Genomic DNA, 264 nt, shown 5'->3' with positions numbered 1-264 from the left:
CAGCACGCCCGTCAGCAGCAGGAACCCCGGCAGGAAGACGCCGACGAGCGCGATCACGGCGCCGAGCGCCCCGCCAGGGCCGACCTGGGCGACGGCGCCCAGGTACGCCGCGAACGTGAACAGGGGGCCGGGCACCGCCTGGGCGGCGCCGTAGCCCGCCAGGAACTGCGCCTGCGACACCCAGCCCGGGTCGACGACGCCCGCCTGGAGCAGCGGCAGCACGACGTGCCCCCCGCCGAACACGAGCGCGCCCGCCTGGTAGAA

Annotated in this window: 1 protein-coding gene; it reads right to left on the bottom strand. The window is 76.5% G+C overall.

Features of this window, described 5'->3' with window-relative positions:
- Nucleotides 1-264: chromate transporter (locus tag VJI94_RS08450; protein WP_324009042.1), on the bottom strand; the 264-nt coding region annotated here is incomplete at both ends.

This window comes from Parvimonas sp. D9, from assembly GCF_035282565.1.
Lineage (GTDB): Bacteria > Bacillota > Clostridia > Tissierellales > Peptoniphilaceae > Parvimonas > Parvimonas micra.
This window is presented reverse-complemented; position numbering and strand designations above follow the sequence as displayed.